Origin of the sequence: Lunatibacter salilacus (genome assembly GCF_009797935.1) — a bacterium.
GTDB classification, from domain to species: Bacteria; Bacteroidota; Bacteroidia; order Cytophagales; family Cyclobacteriaceae; genus Lunatibacter; species Lunatibacter salilacus.
This window is the reverse complement of record NZ_VOLC01000034.1, coordinates 1-14,689: the sequence shown is the minus strand read 5'-3', so window position 1 is coordinate 14,689 and position 14,689 is coordinate 1. Positions and strand designations below refer to the sequence as shown.

The 14,689-nt window shown below is 44.0% G+C and carries 16 protein-coding genes and 1 tRNA gene; 13 read left to right on the top strand and 4 right to left on the bottom strand.

The genetic code is table 11. The features are described from left to right. The 4 genes from FQ608_RS27695 to FQ608_RS27865 all read left to right on the top strand — a co-directional run. Positions 1 to 189 (top strand): hypothetical protein (locus tag FQ608_RS27695; RefSeq protein ID WP_234364426.1); only part of this gene is annotated, 189 nt, incomplete at its 5' end. Between the two features lie 23 nt (positions 190 to 212). After that, on the top strand, positions 213 to 467 hold the full coding sequence (gene mobC, locus FQ608_RS26805; protein ID WP_234364425.1) for a plasmid mobilization relaxosome protein MobC: 255 nt from the start codon (positions 213 to 215) through the stop codon (positions 465 to 467). Positions 468 to 514: 47 nt separating this feature from the next. Then, the gene (locus FQ608_RS26800; RefSeq protein ID WP_234364424.1) at positions 515 to 724 is read left to right on the top strand and encodes a hypothetical protein; all 210 of its coding nucleotides are present in this window, start codon (positions 515 to 517) and stop codon (positions 722 to 724) included. Between the two features lie 22 nt (positions 725 to 746). Continuing rightward, the gene (locus tag FQ608_RS27865; RefSeq protein ID WP_262885543.1) at positions 747 to 875 is read left to right on the top strand and encodes a hypothetical protein; all 129 of its coding nucleotides are present in this window, start codon (positions 747 to 749) and stop codon (positions 873 to 875) included. 185 nt (positions 876 to 1,060) lie between these two features. Here FQ608_RS27865 and FQ608_RS26795 read toward each other — a convergent pair. Next, positions 1,061 to 1,149 (bottom strand) — tRNA-Ser (locus FQ608_RS26795). A gap of 156 nt (positions 1,150 to 1,305) precedes the next feature. After that, positions 1,306 to 1,743 carry a hypothetical protein gene (locus FQ608_RS26790; RefSeq protein ID WP_158861594.1) on the bottom strand — a complete coding sequence of 146 codons (438 nt, stop codon included), beginning with the start codon at positions 1,741 to 1,743 and terminating at the stop codon, positions 1,306 to 1,308. Between the two features lie 235 nt (positions 1,744 to 1,978). On the opposite strand from FQ608_RS26790, the gene FQ608_RS26785 reads away from it, so the two are divergent. The 5 genes from FQ608_RS26785 to FQ608_RS26765 are packed head-to-tail and all read left to right on the top strand — an operon-like array spanning position 1,979 to position 6,832. Further along, positions 1,979 to 2,590 carry a fumarylacetoacetate hydrolase family protein gene (locus FQ608_RS26785; RefSeq protein ID WP_158861593.1) on the top strand — a complete coding sequence of 204 codons (612 nt, stop codon included), beginning with the start codon at positions 1,979 to 1,981 and terminating at the stop codon, positions 2,588 to 2,590. Then, positions 2,574 to 4,451, top strand: coding sequence for a M23 family metallopeptidase (locus FQ608_RS26780; RefSeq protein WP_158861592.1), 1,878 nt, complete (start codon positions 2,574 to 2,576; stop codon positions 4,449 to 4,451). Before FQ608_RS26785 ends, FQ608_RS26780 begins: the two co-directional genes overlap by 17 nt. A gap of 55 nt (positions 4,452 to 4,506) precedes the next feature. Continuing rightward, complete coding sequence (gene bcp, locus FQ608_RS26775; RefSeq protein ID WP_158861591.1) at positions 4,507 to 4,956, top strand: thioredoxin-dependent thiol peroxidase; 450 nt, start codon at positions 4,507 to 4,509, stop codon at positions 4,954 to 4,956. A gap of 10 nt (positions 4,957 to 4,966) precedes the next feature. Further along, complete coding sequence (locus FQ608_RS26770) at positions 4,967 to 5,818, top strand: transketolase (protein ID WP_158861590.1); 852 nt, start codon at positions 4,967 to 4,969, stop codon at positions 5,816 to 5,818. Positions 5,819 to 5,863: 45 nt separating this feature from the next. After that, the gene (locus FQ608_RS26765; protein WP_158861589.1) at positions 5,864 to 6,832 is read left to right on the top strand and encodes a transketolase family protein; all 969 of its coding nucleotides are present in this window, start codon (positions 5,864 to 5,866) and stop codon (positions 6,830 to 6,832) included. A gap of 226 nt (positions 6,833 to 7,058) precedes the next feature. Here the strand turns inward: FQ608_RS26765 and FQ608_RS26760 are convergent, their stop codons facing one another. Further along, entirely contained in the window at positions 7,059 to 8,489 is a 1,431-nt protein-coding gene (locus FQ608_RS26760) for a pyridoxal phosphate-dependent decarboxylase family protein (protein ID WP_158861588.1), read from the bottom strand. A 137-nt stretch (positions 8,490 to 8,626) separates the two neighbouring features. On the opposite strand from FQ608_RS26760, the gene FQ608_RS26755 reads away from it, so the two are divergent. After that, positions 8,627 to 9,562 carry a DUF6807 family protein gene (locus tag FQ608_RS26755; RefSeq protein WP_158861587.1) on the top strand — a complete coding sequence of 312 codons (936 nt, stop codon included), beginning with the start codon at positions 8,627 to 8,629 and terminating at the stop codon, positions 9,560 to 9,562. A gap of 6 nt (positions 9,563 to 9,568) precedes the next feature. Here FQ608_RS26755 and FQ608_RS26750 read toward each other — a convergent pair whose 3' ends face one another. After that, entirely contained in the window at positions 9,569 to 10,141 is a 573-nt protein-coding gene (locus FQ608_RS26750) for an alpha-ketoglutarate-dependent dioxygenase AlkB family protein (protein WP_234364423.1), read from the bottom strand. A gap of 152 nt (positions 10,142 to 10,293) precedes the next feature. On the opposite strand from FQ608_RS26750, the gene FQ608_RS26745 reads away from it, so the two are divergent. The 3 genes from FQ608_RS26745 (at position 10,294) to FQ608_RS26735 (ending at position 14,212) form a co-directional block, all read left to right on the top strand. Further along, positions 10,294 to 11,022: an acyl-[acyl-carrier-protein] thioesterase gene (locus tag FQ608_RS26745; protein WP_158861585.1), complete on the top strand. Its 729-nt coding sequence runs from the start codon at positions 10,294 to 10,296 to the stop codon at positions 11,020 to 11,022. Positions 11,023 to 11,177: 155 nt separating this feature from the next. Further along, positions 11,178 to 12,818: an acetolactate synthase large subunit gene (locus FQ608_RS26740; protein WP_158861584.1), complete on the top strand. Its 1,641-nt coding sequence runs from the start codon at positions 11,178 to 11,180 to the stop codon at positions 12,816 to 12,818. Next, positions 12,815 to 14,212: an aldehyde dehydrogenase family protein gene (locus tag FQ608_RS26735; protein WP_158861583.1), complete on the top strand. Its 1,398-nt coding sequence runs from the start codon at positions 12,815 to 12,817 to the stop codon at positions 14,210 to 14,212. Before FQ608_RS26740 ends, FQ608_RS26735 begins: the two co-directional genes overlap by 4 nt. Positions 14,213 to 14,689 lie beyond the last annotated feature (477 nt).

The window sequence follows — 14,689 nt, the reverse complement described above, 5'->3', positions numbered from 1 at the left end:
CCAAATCCACCCCCTATCCCTATATACGCATACCTACGTATTCGCTTAAAATATAGCTTTTTGCGTATTTCAGTGGCAGTTTATTTTCCTTCTCTTTGGGTCATACAAATGTTGGCAGCTGCCAGCACATACCAAGATGATACAGGAAACCCAGGAATACTGAACACACAAAATCACCTTCCGGCTTAATGACCGGGAGGTGAAGTTTCTTGATGAATTCTCACAAAGCACAGGCATCTCCCGCAGCGACACCCTTAGAAAACTTATCCGAAAAATCCAGGGGGATGTCACCATTGTCGGATAAACTCCTCAAAACGCTTAACATCTTGGCAGCCGAACAGGGCCGGGTCAACAACAATATCAACCAATTGGCCAAGCATGCCAACCAGTATTCCAACGTCGCGGACTTGGACTCCAAGATCTTTGCACAGTTCAACAGCCTCCTTACCCGGCACCTGGATTATTAGGAAGAAATCAACCGGACCTTCCGAAAAACCTACAAAACCATCAGCCAATGACCGTCAAGATCCTTTCCTCGACCAGTACCTTCAACGGGGTGTCCTACAACACCAACAAAACGCAGTCCGCCAAGGGAGAGCTGATGACTTTTAAGAATTTTGGTTATCTGCAGACTGCCCAAAAAGTCACTCCGGACGAAATCGAGTATCACGTAAGAGACGTACGGAGAGATGATTGTCATTGCGAGATTCCATATGGCCGCTAAAAGACAATTATAAACATATGAAATGAAAACCTTTTTAAAAGTCCACTCCTACCGGAATAGCAGGGTAAAACATCAGCAGTTTCATGCCATGATTTCCTGCAAAGGCAGGGAATACCACAAGAAGAAGCTGACCGAAATCGCCGAATTTTAAAAGAACAAATTCGGGGTGGAGCTGGTGTTTCACGGCAAGGACGGAAAGCAGGTTGAAATAAATCCGAGAACGAGTTCGGGATTTTAATTGGGCGAACATCCAAACTAACTTCTTTCAAATTCGCCCCTCATTTCAAAAACAATACCCTAACTTATTGAAAATCAATAAATTAGGGTTTGTATCCGTAGAGAGTGGGGGATTCGAACCCCCGGTACGCTTTAACACGTACGACAGTTTAGCAAACTGCTGGTTTAAGCCACTCACCCAACTCTCTATTTCTGCTGCAAATATAAATCAATAATCTTCATTTTAACAAAACCCAAAGGGAATAAATTGCCGATTCCACAGCCAAAATCTATTCCCCGGGTTTAAGGTTCTGTACATCAGATGGAAGGGAGGTAAGGTTATATTTGCAAATTTTACAATTTCCTTAGCCCACCTCTATTTTTTTATAAAAATCCCGAACATAGGCCAGCAACTGATTTTGGGTCATCTTGTCGCAGGTGTGCACCGCAAACCATTTGCCATCAAAGGACTTGCTTTGCTGCAGCTTATTTCGCAGTTGTTCTTTTGCTTTACCGGGACCGAATAATAGCAGTTCCTTGTAAGGTTGAAGCTTCTGTTCCAATGTCTTTAGGTATTCATTGATTTCGTTTTGGGCGATATTGTGTTTTTTGTGCTCGTTGTTTGAGGCGTGCTCCGTATTGGAGGTAAATTTGGTGCTGTCGTTGCCTTCTCCCTCTTCCCGTTTTATTCGCTCCACGGGAGATAGGATGGTTTCCAGTATCTCCGCGTTTCCCTTGGCATAGCCGATCACTATAGCATGTCCATAATCTAGCCATACACCTATTTGACTGTACTTTTCCATAGTTTGAGTCTTTTGTTGGATTTGAATTGTTCTCGAATTCTAAGATAGGGAACTTTGCCCAATAATGTAAATTCTCTTTTTAATTATCTTCAGATTGGGTTCCTTTGTGAACTAACAATCCGATTCATTAAATCGAGTAAGACGAAAGCGTCACAAACTGGGATGATTATCATAACGAGATTCCACCCCGATAAACCGGGGCAAGTTATGACCGCTAAAAGACAATTATAAACATATGAAAATTATTGCCATCGGCAGGAACTATGCCGCACATATAGAAGAACTCCAAAACGAACGGCCCACCTCCCCTGTCGTGTTTATGAAGCCGGACACGGCACTGCTCAAAAATGGGGCACCTTTTTACCACCCTGAGTTTTCCCAGGATATCCACCATGAGGTGGAACTTGTCCTGAAAATAAACAAAGAAGGAAAATATATAAAAAGGGAGTTTGCCTACAAATATTTTAACGAAATTGGATTGGGTATTGACTTTACGGCAAGAGACCTTCAGCAGAAATGCAAGGAGAAAGGGCTACCTTGGGAAATCGCTAAGGCCTTTAACGGTTCTGCGCCGATTGGCGATTTTCTACCTGTCAGTGAATTTTCTGATTTAACCAATATCAACTTCCACCTCGATATCAACGGGGAAACCCGACAAAAAGGCAATACCTCCCTCCTGCTCTTTGACTTTGGGGTGATTATAGAATATGTTTCCCAGTTTTTTACCCTAAAGGTAGGCGACCTTATTTATACGGGCACCCCGGCGGGAGTGGGAAAAGTAACTATTGGCGATCACTTGGAAGGATTTATCGAGGGAAAGAAAATGCTGGATGTTGAAGTTAAATAAGATTTTATTTACCACTTGTTTCCTGCTTGGTTTCATACTTAGCAGTGCTTTTGCCCAAGTTCAACCAGGTTATTTCCTGTTTCCCATCAAGCCCGGTGAACGAAACTTTCTCGCAGGAACCATGGGAGAGATACGACCTAACCATTTTCATTCCGGCATAGACATCAAAACAGAGGGGCGTCAGGGCTTGCCCGTATATGCGGCAGCAGATGGTTATGTCTCCCGGATGAAAATTTCCTCATTTGGGTATGGAAATGTACTATACCTAAAACATCCCAGTGGCAATATCACAGTCTACGGGCATTTGAGAGAATTGGAGTCGGACATGGCGGAGTTTATCCGTGAAAAGATGTACGCTGCCAAAAAAAACGAGCTGGAATACTATCCCGAGCCAGGGGAACTCCCGGTAAAAAAGGGAGACATTATTGCCTATTCTGGCAATACGGGTTCTTCCATGGGACCTCATTTGCATTTTGAGATTCGGGATTCCCTTGACCGGGCCCTGGATCCCCTACATTTTGGCTTTGGGGAAATCATAGATCAGACGCCACCCTTTGTGCAGCGGGTAGCACTTACCCCGTTGGATATGGACAGCCGGGTGGACGGAATCTACCAGCGAAAGGAATTTCCTGTATCCTACATTGGCGATGCCTATCAGGTGACCAACTCCATACAGGTATCCGGCAAAGTAGGAATAGAGGTGCTCGCCTATGACCAACTCGACGACATGTACAACAGAAACGGGTTTCCTACCTATCAAGTATTTGATGGGGAAACAAAAATTTTCCAAAGTACGGTTAATCCTATAGACTTTAGTTTGGGTAGGTTTATCCTGTCGCATACCCACCGGAACCGCTATACGCGCCTTTACAAAAAGGAACACAACTTATTCAGTTTTTACACGCCGGACACCACCTGGGCCGGCGGCATCCGGGTTGATCCAAAGGAACAAAAAGAAATAACAGTTAACCTAAAGGACACCTACCTGAATAGGCGCCGGTTGCTGCTAAACCTCCTTGGTGAGGATGCGGGCGACTTGCTTTATAGCCAAAACAGCACATTGGGCAACCAAATGCTAGGCTATCAGGACCACGTATTGATCATCAATGAGCCAATTACCGATACTGGGGATTTTGCGACATTTTATGTGCATGGCTATGAAATGGAAATGCCCTATGCCTATCAGGGAACCAATAAACGAACTTACCTCTGGGATATGCGTCTGGGAGTTCCCGATTCCGTCCGCCTATGCACCCAAACTGTCTTCCCTGAGGTAAACACCCGAATTCGTTTTCATGAGGAGACCCTTTATCAGGATAGTTTTGCCCGGATACTCTTCAAAGAAAAAACCCTGCTTACTGATCTCTACCTTCGGGTAAGCCCCGTATTAGGCCCTTTTCAGACTGGGATTACTATCAATTCCGGTGAAGAATACCTGCGGGAATCTATAGAAGTAACCTTTGACGCATCCGGATTTGAGGGTAATAAATCCCGTAGCCATGTTTACCTGCTCGGAGGTAATGGGTATAAAAGCTTTCAGGGAGGAAGCTGGGAAGGGGATCAAATTACATTCCAAACCAGAAACCTAGGCACTTTTGTGGTAGCCTCGGACACCGTCGCCCCGACTATTCAACCCATGAGAATCAACGGGTCAGAAATCCGGTTCTCCATCCGGGATGGGCTATCGGGTATCAGGGACTTTGAAGCGTATGTGGACGGAGAGTGGGTCCTCATGCGCTATGAACACAAACAATCCATGATCTGGTCTGAAAAATTGCTTAGCAAGCCCTTTAAAGGGGATATCCTCTTAAAAGTTAGGGATATGGCAAATAACGAAGCCGTTTATAGGGGAAAAATTTAATTTATTGCGATATTTATGGCCCTAACCAAATTAATTAACTAAATCCTTAAAAGAAATGGCAGTAGAAGTAGGTCAGCAAGCACCGGATTTTGAATCCAAAGACCAAGATGGCAATACTATAAAGTTGTCCGACTATAGAGGGAAAAAAGTGGTCCTTTATTTTTACCCAAAGGACAACACCCCCGGATGTACCGCACAAGCCTGCGATCTGAGAGACAACTACGAGGCACTTCAGAAAGCAGGATATGAGGTAATTGGCATCAGCTCAGATTCGGGCAAATCGCACAAGAAATTCATACAAAAATTTGACTTGCCTTTTACACTTCTTGCCGATGAGGACAAGTCGGTCCACGAAAAATTCGGAACATGGGTGGAAAAATCCATGTATGGAAAAACGTATATGGGGACAGCAAGGACCACCTTTATCATTGATGAAAAAGGCATTATTGCTGAAATCATCGATAAAGTGAAAACCAAAGAACATACTAATCAAATCATTAAATAATTCCCATTTCATGGAAAAACATTCAATCGCACATTTAGAAGACATTTGTTCCCAAGTAAGAAGGGATATCGTCCGTATGGTACATGGCGTACAGTCGGGACATCCCGGAGCTTCGCTTGGTTGTACGGAATTTTTCGTCAGTCTTTATTTTCACCAGTTGAACCACAACAGTGATTTCAATATGGACGGAACAGGAGAGGATATTTTTTTCCTTTCAAATGGGCATATATCTCCGGTATGGTATAGCGTGTTAGCCCGCTCGGGATATTTTGATCCCAAAGAGTTGACTACCTTCCGAAAAATAAACAGCCGGATTCAAGGCCACCCCGCTACCGAGGAAAATCTACCAGGTATTCGAATTGCTTCGGGCTCTCTAGGACAGGGTCTGTCGGTAGCTATTGGAGCTGCTTTGGCCAAAAGGCTTAACAATGACAAAGGCACCGTATATGCCCTGATGGGTGATGGGGAACAGCAGGAAGGACAGGTTTGGGAAGCAGCCATGGCAGCACCACATCATAAGGTGGACAATTTGATCGCTACCATCGATGTAAACCGGCAGCAGATTGATGGCCCGACCGACTTGATTATGAACCTACTGGATCTTAAAGCCAAATGGGAGGCCTTTGGATGGGAGGTTATTGAAACCAAGAAGGGTAATAATATCACCGATGTAATTGCCGGACTAGAAAAAGCCAAGAGCCTATTGGGCAAAGGCAAACCTGTCTTAAATCTCCTGCATACAGAGATGGGGTATGGTATAGATTTTATGGTCGGCACACATAAATGGCATGGTATCGCACCCAGCGATGAACAGTTAGCTACCGCCTTAAATCAATTGGAGGAGACTCTTGGTGATTATTAATCCTGGCTAGCAATTAACTATTCGCCTTCTAAAAGACACAAAATCATGGAAAAAACATTAGATACCAAATACACATATACAGAAAAGAAAGATACCCGTTCGGGATTTGGAGACGGATTTCTTGAAGTTGGAAGAAAAAATCCCAATGTGGTGGGCCTCTGCGCTGACCTGATAGGATCCCTAAAAATGGGTGCTTTTCAAAAAGAATTTCCCGACCGCTTCTTTCAGATAGGAATAGCGGAAGCCAATATGATGGGCATCGCAGCAGGCCTTACCATAGGCGGAAAAATACCCTTTACCGGAACATTTGCCAACTTTTCTACCGGAAGGGTCTATGATCAAATCCGGCAGTCCATCGCATATTCCGACAAGAATGTAAAAATCTGCGCTTCACATGCCGGATTGACCTTAGGAGAAGATGGTGCCACACACCAAATACTAGAGGATGTTGGCATGATGAAAATGCTTCCTCATATGACTGTAATCAACCCTTGTGACTACAATCAGACAAAAGCGGCTACAATCGCCATCGCTGACCATGAGGGCCCGGTTTATCTGAGGTTTGGAAGGCCAAGTTGGCCGATCTTTACGCCTGTTGATCAGAAATTTGAAATAGGTAAGGCATGGAAGATGATTGAGGGCACCGATGTGTCCATTTTTGCCACGGGCCACCTTGTGTGGGAAGCAGTAGTGGCAGAGGCCATGCTACGGGAAGAAGGTATCTCTGCGGAGGTGATAAACATCCATACAATTAAGCCCTTGGATACAGAAGCTATTTTGGCATCTGTTGCTAAAACTGGTTGTGCTGTTTCTGCAGAAGAACATCAGCTAAACGGTGGCTTAGGTGACAGCATCGCCCAAACCTTAAGTCGGAATCAACCTGCTCCATTGGAAATGATAGGTGTAGATGATTCCTTTGGTGAGTCGGGTACACCTACTGACCTATTGGAAAAATACGGTCTTAACGCCGAGAATATTGTCAAGGCTGTTAAAAAGGCAATCGCAAGAAAGTAATAGGAATATTTAAATCATACTAAAAAGCAGTAATCCAACGGTTACTGCTTTTTTTGTTTTTTATTATTACCTAAAATCCGTTAACCTTCCAAGCTTTGTTGATAATTAGCTATTTGTACAAGTTTAATGGATGAAACCTGGAAGGTTTTTCGTCGTTAGTGTCATCTGGTTACAGGAAAGTACTGCGGATATTAGGTATTATATTACTCTACTTTTCAAATCCGCTTCAACGGATTTTTTTATATTCATTTCTCGCATCATTCAATTCCTCCACCAATTCTTTCACGTGACGTTCTTCCGTTTCAAAATTGGTAATGCAAGCGCGCATAACTGGGATCCCGTGAATTGGATAGCTGGAAATCCAAGACCTGCCTGAACCAAGAACCGATTGGATAATGGCGGGAACAAACGCAAGGTCCTTTGCGTGGATCGGGTCAGTGAAGCAGACAACCGGAAATGGACTAGAATTTTGGATACTCCAACCAGATGCGTCAAGTTCGCTCCGCAGGCTATGCCCCATAGCGGTTTGATGCCCTATCATTTCTTCATACCCTTTCCAGCCAAACATCAATAAGGAAAGGTAAAGCTTGATGCCAAGGGCACGGCGTGACCATTGTATTGAGTGTGAAAAGGGATCGACAATATCCATATCCTTGGCTTCCTTAGGCATGTAATCAGCGGTAATACGGAATGTTTTGGCCAGTATATCAGGATGACTGCAAATAAATAAACTAGTTCCCATCGTGACCGAAAGCCATTTGTGCGCATCAAAAGTTATCGAATCAGCTTCAGAAATGCCGCCCAGATAGGGCTTCAATTCGGGATACAATACGGCTGCTCCACCATAAGCCGCATCTACATGAAACCAAAGCTCAAATTGCTTAGCCATTTTCCCTATAGCCACCAAATTATCGATGGCCCCTACGCCGGTTGTTCCGGCAGTTGCCACCACCATAAGCGGCTTCTGACCGTCCGCAATGTCTCGTTCAAGTTGTTGTTTCAAACGTGTAAGATCCATTTCTAGCCGATCTGTCACAGGGATAATACGGACAGCGCTATTGCCCAGACCAGATGTCATCGCTGCCTTGTGAATGGAATGGTGGGATTCCGAAGAGCAATAGATCAAAGGCCTTTTTTCCTGTCCAAAAAGCCCTTTGGAAGCATAATCAGGCACAAGGTGGTTGAGCGCACAAAGCACTGCTGTCTGATTTGCCTCCGCCCCACCCCCTGAAAATACCCCATCAATCTTTGCTGGATCGAACCCAAATTTTTCTCCAAGAGCTTGGATAAGGTAACTTTCGACTTCATTGGCAAACGGCGAATGGCTCCATGCTGCCAATTGGGGGTTAAATACGGCAGTGATCAAATCGGATACAATACTGGGGAAATTGGATCTTGGATTAAACAGGCCGAAGTATTTCGGATGCGGTGTATGTACTGAATACTTTTTTAAACTGTTGATAACCTGATTTATAGATTGTATAGGGTCAAGCATTACTTCAAAATCAAATTCTCGAACCGAATCTCTAATAGCCACCTTGTCCAAAACTGGTGTCACCCGATACTCATGAGTATTTTCATAATAATCCAAGAGCAATTCTAAGGCTTGATCCAGGAGTGCTTTCCGGGCTGATGCCGATAAAAATGGTGCCGCCATACAATTAATTGTAACGAATAAGGTTAATTTAATGATTTGTTCCTACTTTAGAAGCTAAAGTTAAACCCATTCATGCTTCTTTCTAGGAAAAAAGTGATAACATTAATATTTCTTTATAAGAACCACTCCTCCCTTTTATGCACGTCTTTCACCCAACGAAATTAATCAGTCTTTTCTGTTTTGTATACCTCATTACCTTCTTCACCTTACACAGTCAGGCCCAGAACCTTTCATGGACATCCACGGATCAGGGTTATCAACTAACTGAAGCCGGGGCGCCACGGCTATTCTATCAATCGGCTACCAAATCACAAGATGGAAAGTACCCCCGGGCCAATTACATTCATCCTCTTTACGATGTGAATGGGGAGATTATTACAGAAGATTTTCCAGCCGACCACTTGCACCATCGCGGCATTTTCTGGACTTGGCACCAGTTGTATGTGGATGGAAAAAGGGTGGCAGACCCGTGGATCAGTGAGGGAATCTCCTGGAAGGTAACCCATGTAAACCCAACAGTAATTAATGAGGAACAGGCGCAACTTAAAGCCACAATCCAGTGGATTGTGGCTGAAAAAGCGGTGGTCGAGGAAAATATAACCCTTCTCTATGAACGGATGGATCCGGAACTGTACAAGTTGACAATAGAAGTGACCTTAAAGCCTTTGGTAGCTAATGTGCAACTTGGTGGCTCCGAAGACCCTAAGGGATATGGAGGGTTTTCTCCCCGGATCAAATTATCTGAGACAGTTGGATTTTTCGATTCCAATGGGCAAGTGCTTCCGCAGGAATTACCTGTTGGCGGAGGACCTTGGATGAACATTACCCAACAGGGACCCGAAGATCCGGGTGTGGTCATATTAGGCGAACCGGACAAACTACCCTCCTACCAAGGTTGGATCCTCCGAAATAAAAACAGCATGCAAAATATGGCATTCCCCGGAAAAACACCCATTACTCTACCTGAAAAATCCCCTTTTCTTTCGTTTAGAAACCAATTGTTAGTCCATCAGGGGTTGAAAACTGCGGAGATTGATTTCTATCATAATGATTTCATAAATGAAAATGAGTGACTCAAACTAACTGGTTAGTACGCGAAAGGTTAAATTAATCCGCTCCCCCACTATATTTGCTCTTTTTGGTAGTTGGTGTTCCCAATGATGTTGGGTCTTTCCCTTCATTATAAGCAGGCTACCGTGACCTAGATTTAGAGTAATTTTATTCGCCTTTGTCTCATAAAGGCGGAAATGGAAGTCACGGAATGCGCCAAAACTGACTGAAGCGATTACCGGATTGACACCCAATTCCTTTTCGTTGTCCCGATGCCAGCCCATACTGTCTTTCCCATCCCGGTACCGATTCAACAGTACATGGGTAAATTTCACCCCAGCCGACGGTTCAATGCGCTTCTTTATGGCAAGCAATGTGTCACTAAAAGGGTCTGGATTCATCCGAATGCCGGAATAGCCATAATGCATTTTAGGATTCCCCTGCAAAGCCGTCAAACGGGGTTGCATAATGGTTTTTCCAAAAAGTTTGATTGGTTCCTGCTTCCAAGAAATTTCGTTTTTCAATCTTTCGAAATACACATCACTTTCCGACGGGTTAAAAAAGTTCTCGTAAAAGTAGGATTCCCCTAAGCGGGGCAGCAAATTTGTTGGGATTGGATTTACCATATTCAAAAGAACAATACCCAGCTTGGGAATGTTTCCAAACTAAATTCAGTATTTTTCCCCAATATTAAACCAAGCTGATGAATAACTAAATAGTTTGGCTTATTTTGGCGATTTATGAACCTTACAACATGAAAGATTCGACTCGCTCCTTCCAGTATGAAAAGAAATTTGAAGTCCTTTCATTCCAGATAGACCCTCAAGGCCAACTACGTTGGGGTGCTTTAGGGGATCTTTTACAGGAAATTGCTTGGAAACATGCTGACAGCAAGGATTTTGGACAAAACCTATTTGACCAAGGTTTTCATTGGGTATTGTCCCGTATGTCAATCCAAGTCCGAAAGTTACCCGCTTGGGGAGATGTCATTACCGTAAAAACTGCTGGAAGAGGTATCAATAAGTTATTTGCGTTAAGAGAATTTTTGGTGGAGGATTCAGCAGGCATTCCCATTGTCAATGCTATGTCCGCCTGGTTGCTACTGGACAGCGGAAGCAAACGCCCTAAGCGGCCTAATCAAATACTTCCCACCGAACTTTTTCCCCCGCAGGCTGAATCAGAACTATTACCCGAAAAGATACCTCTACCATCGACTATAGACCAAGGCCAAGGCTTTCTGGTGCGTCCTTCGGATCTGGATATGAATAATCATGTAAACAATGTCTCCTATATCCGCTGGGTGGAAGATTTTTGTACAACCTGTGACATCCACTTTTCCGATTTGGAAATAAACTACCTGGCAGAGGCAATGCTGAACGAAACCATAAATATATTCATGGCAAACGAAGAAGATAGCCGGATTATCCTGACCGGATCTATTGATGGCAAGCCCGTTTTTATTGCCCGGATTACACCCAAATAAAATTATCTAAAATTATCTTTAAATTAGCTGATTTCGGCTATTTTTCAACTCGTCAGTGCCTTAGCCATCCTAATAAAATTAAAAATCAGATCACTTTAGTATAAAATTTGTTACCTTCCTTTAGAAGAAAATAATAAAACCTGACATTTTACTATATGAAAGCATCTGATTTATTTATCAAAGCCCTTGAAAATGAAGGGGTAGAATACATTTTTGGAGTACCGGGAGAGGAAAACTTAGATTTTTTGGAATCCCTAAGCAAATCCACCATCAAACTGATTCTAACCCGCCACGAACAGGGAGCGGGTTTTATGGCGGCAACCTATGGAAGACTGACCGGAAAGCCCGGGGTATGCCTTGCCACCCTCGGTCCTGGAGCAACCAACTTGGTGACCCCAGCGGCATATGCCCAATTGGGAGCCATGCCCATGATGATGATCACAGGCCAAAAACCAATTAAGAAAAGTAAACAGGCCCGTTTTCAGATCATAGATGTGGTGGATATGATGCGACCTATTACTAAATATACGAAGCAAATTGTGGACAGTAATGTTATTGCCTCCCAAATTAGGGAGGCATTTCGGCTATCTACCACGGAGCGGCCAGGAGCTGTCCATTTAGAATTTCCGGAGGATATCGCCCAAGAGGACTGCTCTGAAGAAATTTTCGATGTAGTGAATTACATAATGCCCAAACCGGATGACAAAGCTATTGATGCGGCCGTTGAAATGATTCAGGAGGCAAAAATGCCGCTCCTACTGATCGGTGCAGGTGCCAACCGAAAAATTACCTGCCAAGCTTTAGGTCGATTTGTGGATGAGACAGGAATCTATTTCTTCACTACACAAATGGGTAAAGGGGTCATAGACGAAAGACATCCCCAATATCTGGGCACTGCAGCACTTTCCAGTAACGATTTTGTACATGCGGCAATAGATGCAGCCGACCTGATAATCAACGTGGGCCATGACGTAATTGAAAAGCCGCCTTTCTTTATGAAGAAGGGAGGAAAAAAAGTCATCCACGTCAACTTTGACCCGGCCGAGGTAGATCCGGTTTATTTTCCACAATTGAACGTCGTGGGAGATATCACCCACTCCGTTAACAAAATAACTGATCAATTGGAGGTCCAAACAGATTGGGATTTTTCGTTTTATCAGAAAGTAAAAGAGGAAGTCAAAGGGCATTTAAGCAAATACTTCCAAGACGAACGCTTCCCAATGCTTCCCCAGCGTCTGGTTAATTTAATGCGGGAAAACTTGGGAGATAAGGACGTAATTACCTTGGACAATGGGGTATATAAACTTTGGTTTGCGAGAAACTATACCTGCTATCATCCCAATACGCTGCTATTGGACAATGCGCTTGCATCAATGGGTGCAGGGTTACCATCTGCCATGACGGTTAATTTATTATACCCGGATAAGAAAGTAGTAGCCGTATGCGGCGACGGAGGATTTATGATGAACTCCCAAGAATTGGAGACAGCTGTCCGATTAGGGTTGAATTTAACAGTAATCATTCTTAATGACGGAGCGTATGGCATGATAAAGTGGAAGCAGGAGGATATGGGCTTCAGTGATTTTGGGCTAGACTATAAAAACCCCGATTTCGTAAAATATGCTGAAAGTTATGGAGCCCATGGATATAGGGCAGAAAGTGACTCCCATTTTCAGGAAATACTTAGCAGATCCCTTTCCAATTCCGGAGTACATGTGATAGATCTACCTGTGGATTATTCCCTAAACCACCCAATTTTAAACGTATTGTTGAAACAAAAAACAGCAGAGTTATGAGTGAAGCGATAAAAGTCACCTCTCCATACGATCAAAGCCTAATTAAAGAATTACCCTTGATAGACGGGGAAGCTTTGGAGAAAAAAATTGCTACAGCTTATAATCTCTTTACAGACACTTCTAAATGGATTCCCGCACATAAGCGAATCTCCATCCTGGAGAAAGTGAGGCAAATTATGGAAGGAAAAGTGGAGGAATTGACCAAAATTGCCGCAGGTGAAGGAGGCAAGCCCTACCAAGATTCAAAAGTGGAAGTTCTCCGTGCTATTAACGGTGTGAAAATAGCTACCGAAGAAATTTCCCACCTAAAAGGAGAGCAAATTCCAATGGGGCTTACTGCCGCGTCGGTGAACCGGTTGGCATTTACCATGCGAGAGCCCATTGGTGTGGTTGCTTCTCTTTCCGCTTTTAACCATCCGCTGAATTTGATTGTACACCAGACCATTACTGCTTTTGCCGCCGGTTGTCCGGTAATTATCAAACCTGCTACCAACACCCCCCTATCCTGCCTGGCATTGATGGATATTCTTGAAGAAGCTGGGGTGCCGGAGGGTTGGGTTCAGTCAGTACTTTGCAGCAATGAACTGGCGGAAAAGTTGGCGACTGATAAGAGGATAAACTATCTTTCCTTTATAGGGTCAGCCAAAGTCGGCTGGTACCTGAAATCAAAGTTAGCTCCCGGTACACGTTGTGCACTTGAACACGGCGGAGCTGCTCCCGTAATCGTGGAGAAAGATGCATCCATGGATGAGATGGTTCCACTTTTGACCAAAGGTGGATTTTATCATGCGGGACAGGTATGTGTGTCTGTTCAAAAAGTATTCGCCCATGAAGAAATTGCACAGGAGATGGCTGATAAAATAGCGGCAGAAGCTAAAAAACTGAAAGTTGGTAATCCGCTGAAGGAGGATACAGAAGTAGGTCCGCTGATTCGAACCAGTGAAGTGGACAGGGTACATGAGTGGGTTCAAGAAGCCGTCGATAAAGGCGCAACCCTGCTTTGCGGTGGCAATAAAATCGGGGAAACCTGCTATGAGCCAACCGTTTTGTTTAACCCTCCCCAAGATGTCAACGTATCGAAGGAGGAAATTTTTGGTCCCGTAGTTTGTGTTTACCCCTATTCCGATCGGGATGAGGCGATTAAGCAGGCCAATGCATTGGACTATCATTTTCAGGCGGCGGTTTTTACAAAGGATTTGGATATAGTACTTGACACAGTACGCAGGCTGAATGCCACTGCGGTAATGGTGAACGATCATACTGCCTTTCGGGTGGATTGGATGCCCTTTGGCGGACGTGACGCATCAGGTGAGGGAATGGGTGGTATCCCCTACTCCATGCACGAGATGACAAGGGAAAAACTGATGGTAATCAAAAGTTCCTTACTACCTTAAATCTTCAGTTAAGAATAGAATAAGTAGATTTAAAGCCTGCTCTTTCCTTAAGGAAAAGCAGGCTTTTTTATAGACTTCGTGTTAAATTTTCCGAAAAAAGGATGGAACGCTGAACTTGTCCCGGTTTTTCGGGATTTGGCGGATTGAACGGATTTATACGGATTGTCTTTTTTGACGTCGACCTCTTATATCAACAAAAAAATCCGCTTTATCCGTATTATCCGAGTCATCCGTGTTCCTTTCTTTTTCACGCAACGGACGCAACGATGACGCAGCGGCCGCAAGGGTTCATTTTAATCCTAAAGAGATGGAACGCTGAACTTGTCCCGGTTTTTCGGGATTTGGCGGATTAAACGGATTTATACGGATTGTTTTTTTTGACGTCGACCTCTTATATCAACAAAAAAATCCGCTTTAGCCGAGTCATCCGTGTTCCTTTCTTTTTCACGCAACGGACGCAACGATGACGCAGCGGCC